The organism is Streptococcus suis, from assembly GCF_017601095.1.
GTDB lineage: Bacteria > Bacillota > Bacilli > Lactobacillales > Streptococcaceae > Streptococcus > Streptococcus suis_Z.
Genome location: NZ_JAGFUX010000022.1, coordinates 1 through 6,084 on the forward strand (window position 1 = coordinate 1; position 6,084 = coordinate 6,084).

The following is a 6,084-nucleotide window of genomic DNA, read 5'->3' on the forward strand; positions in this document are numbered from 1 at the left end:
CATCCGGCAATAAAGCTTCTTCTGGATAATCATCCACAAAGTAAAAACCTTGTGCAATCTGAGAGTTGTCTGCTTTAATCCCTCGGTATTGGTCCAAGTCCCATGAGAGAGTATAGTAATTTTGACTTCCCACTAGCATGGGCTTCCCATTGATATCCACTTTGTCTTTATTGAGGTTCTGTTTCTTGGGTTCTGGAGAAACAAGGGTGTTGGTCACTTCCTTGGTTTCATAGCCATTTCCAAAATCAACTTGATAAGACTTGTTTGTATAGGTCTTAGTTTGACCATAGAGACTATCTTTCACCGTCATTTTGGTCAAAAGAGCTAAAGAAGTTCCTGTTTGAACATACTGGTCATAAAAGGCTTGGTTGTCATCCGGCAAAAAGACTTGAAAGGCACCTGTCGGTGTAATCTTAGCACGAGCCAATTTATCTTGAAGGTCTTTAGGGGCTTCATTTAGGGAAGCATAGTTTTTAACCGTAATTCCTGATACCTTCTGACCGTCAAGGGTTGTAACAGCCGTCCCATTTTCCACCACATCAAGCACTTCCTCTGGGTAATCGTCCACAAAGAAGAAGCCTCGTGCAATTGTCTCTTTAGCAGAACGATCTCCCTTATACTGGTCCAAATCCCAAGTCAAACGATAGTGGTTGGTTGTGCCAAGGGCTACGACCGTGTCATTAATGAGGACACTATCCGCATTTTCATTGTTTTTATCTGGTGTAATGAGTGTGGTTGTCTCCCCATCACCTGGTGTACGAACCGTTACAACATTTGAAGTGACTGTGTAAGCATTTGTTGTGCCCTTGTTCAAAAGGAGTTTGTAACTATTGGAATAGGTTGCCCCATCATTTTGAACAGAACCATAGAGTTTTGGGGCGTTCAGTTGATAAACCTTGGTTAAATCTTTATTTACCTCCTGCAACAAGTTTTCCTTTGCGGTTAAGGTCACAAAATTCTTAGTCGCATCAAAGCTAAGGACATAGTTTCCATTCTCTTTTTGTGTTGTTTCCTTATCAAATAGGTAACCAGCAGGCAAGTAGTCCTCAAAATGAGACTAGTCGTTTGGGCACGATTGGGCGATAAGGCATCAACTGTTAAGGGATAAATCACCGTTGAATCTTTTGCGACAGTTTTCTCATGAAGATTAGCTTGGTCACTATTGACTACTTCTTTCATAATCTCTGGAGTTGTCGTCAAACGGTACGCATGATAATGGACAGTCGGAACTTGTGGTGGCGTTGGAAGTTCTTTTGGAATAGGTTTAACAGGTAAGTTTACCTTGGTCAAAGTTAGACTAGGCTGCACTACTTCTTCCAAAGGCTTTGGCGTGAAGGTCACAGGCTTTTCAGGTGTAAAGGTTTTTGGAGTAAAGACATCTGGTGTTACCGTAATAGGTTCTGGAACGGGTTCAAGTTCCACCGCTACATGAGGTTTGGGACTATAAGGTGTCACTGTACGTGCAACTGGTAGGGTATTTAAGGCAAACCAGTAAGACAATCCAACATTCTGTGGCATATCGCCTTGGCCAAAGGTTACTGTGTAGGTATTGCCTGATGTAACTGTTGAGACAATTGCTCCTTTATAAGCATAACGACTTGATGTGGTATCCCATTCCTCAGGCAGATTCAAATCACTTGCACGGTTGAAACCCAAAGAACGGGCTAGACCTTCATTAGTCACTTGAACGGTTGAACCATTAATCGCCACAAATTTCCCAGAAGTATCTTTGACATATTCTAGACCAATGTCATTATGATTGAGGGAAGAATGCGTGAAGACTCCTGGTTTTTCTTTGGAGAAGGTAACCTGCGTTCCGTCTTCCAAGAAATACTTGGCAACTACACGAAATTCCATCTTGTCTGTTCGCCAATCACCATTTCCATCATTTCGATAGGCAATAAAACCTTCGGTTGGATCATTTGGCACAACCAATTTCACGGCATCGGTTCCAGCTGGTGATACAAGGTTGGTAATATCGTAAGTCACTCGACTAATCTTTTTACCATCAAATCGTGCATTTTGAAGATTTTGATAGTTAAAACTAAGGGTCTCACCTGTTTTGAAGCTATCATAGACAAAGAATCCTGTTGAATCCAATATTCTTGAGTAGCCACCCAGCATGGCATCGCCAGTTGAAATGATTTGATTAGGATTTCGGGTAATTGCTCCATGTTGTGCTTGGGGTTCACCGTTATTGAGATTGAGGGCTTGAGCAAGGGCTTCAGAAATATAACCTTCTTCACCTTTCGAAATCTCGGCCAAGTCACGTTGATAGCGTTCCATTTCTTTGGTATTGTAGGCATCAATCACTTCATTTTCTTTTCTGGCTGCGGCTTCTTTTTCTTGATTACGTTTTGTGATAGCTTCAATCTCGGCTGCACGATCTGAAACTAATTGTTGTTTCTCCTGATTAGCTTGATCTACTGCGGCTTGACCTGCACGGTTTTCAGCATCAACAGCTGCTTGACCTGCCTGATTACGCCTTTCAATGGCTTCATTATCTGCCTTTGCCTTAGCAAGTCCAGCTTCATTTTCTTTTTGAATGGCCTGATTTTTCGCAACAATATCATCTGCCTTGGTTTTCTTTGTTAGATAATCCGCTACAGCTTGTTCGTTAGTTGATTGAATAGTTTCAACAGCCTTGCCATAGTTTGTATAGTCCAGTACAGATGTTCCGTTTCCTGATGAGACTACTTGTTCTTTTACTGTCACATCAGCATCTGCATACCGAGTTTTTAGGTCTTTGACTTTGGTATCAACCCAAGTATTTGTCTCTTTACCAGTTTGGTTTGCCCCTTCGTAGACCTGTGACAGCTCCATATTTTCCTGTTCAATGCGGGCTTTATTCGATTCGTATGTCGCTTTGTCAGCTTTGTAGCTTTCAGTAACTTCATTGATAGCCACAACTTGGTTTTGGGCATCTGCTTCTGCTTTTGAAATTTGTTGGCTTGTCTCTGACGCAGAAGTTGTATTCCCCAAATCCATTGGGCTATCTTCAACCGTAGAAACACCTTCAGCCTTTGCCTGTTCCACTGCTTGTGTTACCGTATCAAGTGGTACGGTAACAGCAATCGCTCCATTAGATTGTCCAGTTAACGCTAAACTTTCAGTTTGTTCAGATATAGGGTTTGGCTGTGCTTCTGGTAAATTCGTGGCTGGATTCTCCGTTCGTTGAATGGTGGTGTCAACTGAAGTTGTAACTTCATCAGCATGTGCAACCGTTCCTCCCCAAGCAACAACAGCCGTCACCATAGTTCCAAGGGCAACGGAACATAGAGTGCGATATTTTTTACTCTTGCGAAAGACGTGTTTCTCGCCTTTTTCCTGATTGACAAGAAAGTGATGATTACATGTTTTGGTCATAAATAGTCCTTCTTTTCTTTTATTCTCTAGCAACAATTTGTCACTCTTTCCTCATCATAAAAAAGAAGGCTTGATTTTGTTATCACAATAAATTCAGGGAAAAGAAAATGTTGCTTTTATACCACAAATATTGTAAAATTGTAGTGTAAAAGCAACAAGTGGGAGGCCGTATGTCAAAAAAAGAGATTCTACTCGATTTTATAGAAAAGAACAATGGAATTGTCACAAACAAAGATTGTAAAGCACTAGGTATTCCAACAATATATCTGACAAGACTAGAGAAAGAAGGCATTATCTTCCGAGTTGAAAAAGGTATTTTCCTAACCCAAAACGGAGACTATGATGAATACTACTTCTTTCAATATCGTTTTCCTAAGGCTATTTTCTCTTATATTTCGGCACTGTATCTACAACAGTTTACAGATGAAATTCCACAATATTTTGATGTGACAGTTCCTAGAGGCTACCGCTTTAATACTCCTCCAGCTAATCTAAATATTCACTTTGTCTCTAAAGAATACAGCGAGCTGGGAATGACTACTGTACCTACTCCTTTGGGAAACAACGTAAGGGTATATGATTTTGAACGTATTATTTGTGATTTTGTAATACATCGAGAAAAGATTGATTCCGAACTCTTTGTCAAGACACTTCAATCTTATGGGAACTATCCTAAAAAAAATCTAGCAAAACTCTATGAATATGCGACAAAAATGAATACTTTAGAAAAAGTTAAACAAACTCTGGAGGTTCTAATATGAACAAAGCTAAATTAACAGCACTCTGTCATAAAATATCAAAGAATACTGGTTTAACCTTTAATTCCGTGATGACCTATTACTTTCTTGAAGTGATTTTGAAAAAATTAAGTCAGAGTACCTACTCAAATCACTATATCTTCAAAGGGGGATTCCTACTTTCGAATGTCATCGGAGTTGAATCTCGTAGCACTGTTGATATTGACTTTTTATTCCATCAAATAACACTCTCAGAAGAAACTGTTAAACAGCAACTCAAGGAAATTTTAGCAGATTCCGAAGAAGGTATATCTTTTGTGATTCAATCAATCACAGCTATTAAAGAAAGTGATGACTATGGTGGCTATCGAGCAACCATTTTGTGCCAACTTGAGAATATTAAACAAGTTATCCATTTGGATATTGCGACAGGTGATGTTGTAACTCCTCAGCCGATTACATACGACTATAAAGCTATTTTTGATGAAGACAATTTTCCAATCATTGCTTATACAATTGAAACAATTCTAGCTGAAAAACTTCAAACCATCTATTCACGTAATTTCTTGAACAGTAGAAGCAAAGATTTTTACGATGTATATATTCTTTCCAAACTGAAGAAAGAAGACATTGACTTCATTCAGTTGAGAAATGCCTGTCAGAGAACATTTTCATATCGCGAAACAGAACTCGATTTTGTAAAGATTATTGAACTACTCGAGAGGTTCAAATCTGACCCTATTCAGAATAAACAATGGCAAAATTATTCAAAAAAATATAGCTATACAAAAGGGATTTCACTTGCAGATGTTCTTGATGAGATGATTCGTCTCATAACAGTTCTCATTTCTATAAATTCTGATTAATCGTGACAAAAAAACACAAAAGATATGCTAACATTCCGATAATGCATACGGGCTGATTTTAAGTTGCTTCGAAAGTTTTGCCTAGCATGTTTGACTAGCTTTTTATCCTCTTTCATCTCATGTCCTCATTTTTTCAGGGTCCGTACTCATGATGTCAAAGAGCTTGGTGTGTTGTGGAATCTTATTTTTAAATGGAACAACGGTTGAACCGGCCTTGATTAGCCCAGCACCTTTTTCAGGATTGACCAAGTATTTCTCCAGTTCCTTGGAAAGTCCAAGCATATGCACCAATTCTTCTCGATCGCTCTTAGCCTGTTTTAAAAGAATCATGAACTCGCTATTGGCAATAATGCGTCTGCCGTTGGCATCCAAAAGAAGCGTTTCTACATTCTGAGTAATGCCTGTCGGTATCGCCCCATACTTACGGACACGACTCCAAAGTTTAAAGAAGAAATCAGAGGCATACTTGTCCAATAGAAGTAGCTGCATTTCATCAAAGTAAATCCAGGTCTTCTTCCCTAGCTTTTGGTTTTTGACCACCCGATTCCAAATTTGGTCAAAGATAACCATGAGGGCAATTTGTTTTAATTCATCGCCTAACTTTTTGACATTGTAAATCAGGAAATGACTGTCTGTTTTAATATTGGTCCGATGTGAAAATATGTCCAGCGACCCTTCCACATAGAGTTCCATATCCAGTGCCAAGTCCTTAGCTTCCTGTTCAGGTTGTTGAGATAAGACAAAGACCCATTCGACCAAGGATGGTATGTCAAAATGCTTATAGGTGAGTCGTGTCACACGGTCGATCAAGGACTTCTCACGACCATCCATTTTGCGGTCCAAGAGCTTTCCAATCCAGGACAAGAGAAATTCGGACTTGACCTTAACCGGATCCTCATCCATATTCTCATCAGATAGATCTAAGACATTTAAGAAGGTGGTAGAATCTGGGGCAATATCAATACTCTCCCCACCAAAGGCTTGACCGATAATACTGTAGTCGAGTAGGTTAGTGGTATTACTACCACCTTCCTCTCTAAGAACCGTACGTGAGAGTTTCCCCTCATACGGCTCAAGCATTTCATCACTCTTTCGAGCGGCTCTCAATAAATAGT

The 6,084-nt window shown here is 39.7% G+C and carries 3 protein-coding genes and 1 pseudogene; 2 read left to right on the plus strand and 2 right to left on the minus strand.

The features are described from left to right. A pseudogene (locus J5566_RS10225) lies at positions 1-3,366 on the minus strand (SspB-related isopeptide-forming adhesin); the annotation flags it as partial. Between the two features lie 170 nt (positions 3,367-3,536). On the opposite strand from J5566_RS10225, the gene J5566_RS10230 reads away from it, so the two are divergent. Then, positions 3,537-4,127, plus strand: coding sequence for a type IV toxin-antitoxin system AbiEi family antitoxin domain-containing protein (locus tag J5566_RS10230; RefSeq protein WP_000037237.1), 591 nt, complete (start codon positions 3,537-3,539; stop codon positions 4,125-4,127). Next, entirely contained in the window at positions 4,124-4,969 is an 846-nt protein-coding gene (locus tag J5566_RS10235) for a nucleotidyl transferase AbiEii/AbiGii toxin family protein (RefSeq protein ID WP_208563165.1), read from the plus strand. Before J5566_RS10230 ends, J5566_RS10235 begins: the two co-directional genes overlap by 4 nt. A gap of 117 nt (positions 4,970-5,086) precedes the next feature. Here J5566_RS10235 and J5566_RS10240 read toward each other — a convergent pair. After that, the coding region (locus J5566_RS10240) for a VirB4-like conjugal transfer ATPase, CD1110 family (protein WP_348002286.1) at positions 5,087-6,084 on the minus strand (998 nt) is incomplete at its 5' end.

Bases quoted from the DNA above. Each gene is read 5' to 3' on its own strand.
- J5566_RS10230 (WP_000037237.1), top strand. From the start codon at position 3,537: ATGTCAAAAAAAGAGATTCTACTCGATTTTATAGAAAAGAACAATGGA.
- J5566_RS10235 (WP_208563165.1), top strand. From the start codon at position 4,124: ATGAACAAAGCTAAATTAACAGCACTCTGTCATAAAATATCAAAGAAT.